Source organism: Vibrio sp. 10N.222.49.C9, assembly GCF_041474985.1.
Taxonomy (GTDB): Bacteria; Pseudomonadota; Gammaproteobacteria; order Enterobacterales; family Vibrionaceae; genus Vibrio; species Vibrio crassostreae_C.
This window is the reverse complement of the sequence record NZ_JBFRVD010001348.1, coordinates 1-307: the sequence shown is the minus strand read 5'-3', so window position 1 is coordinate 307 and position 307 is coordinate 1. Positions and strand designations below refer to the sequence as shown.

The following is a 307-nucleotide window of genomic DNA, read 5'->3' as shown; positions in this document are numbered from 1 at the left end:
AAAGTGCATTTTATACTTGGCTATATCGCATTGCGGTGAACACGGCTAAAAATCATCTTGTCGCGCTAGGACGCAGGCCACCTGCCACTGACGTAGACGCTGAGGACGCCGAATACTTAGAAACTGGGAATGCGCTAAAAGAAATATCGAACCCAGAAAACTTAACGTTGTCGAATGAATTGAAGGAGGTAGTTTTCAATGCTATTGAAGCACTACCAGAAGACCTGAAAACCGCTATGACGTTGCGAGAACTTGATGGATTAAGTTATGAAGAGATCGCAGCTGTTATGGATTGCCCAGTGGGCAC

Annotated in this window: 1 protein-coding gene; it reads left to right on the top strand. The window is 45.3% G+C overall.

Features of this window, described 5'->3' with window-relative positions; all coding sequences use genetic code 11:
• On the top strand, window positions 1–307 hold a 307-nt coding region (locus AB4585_RS28230), incomplete at both ends, for a sigma-70 family RNA polymerase sigma factor (RefSeq protein WP_372172076.1).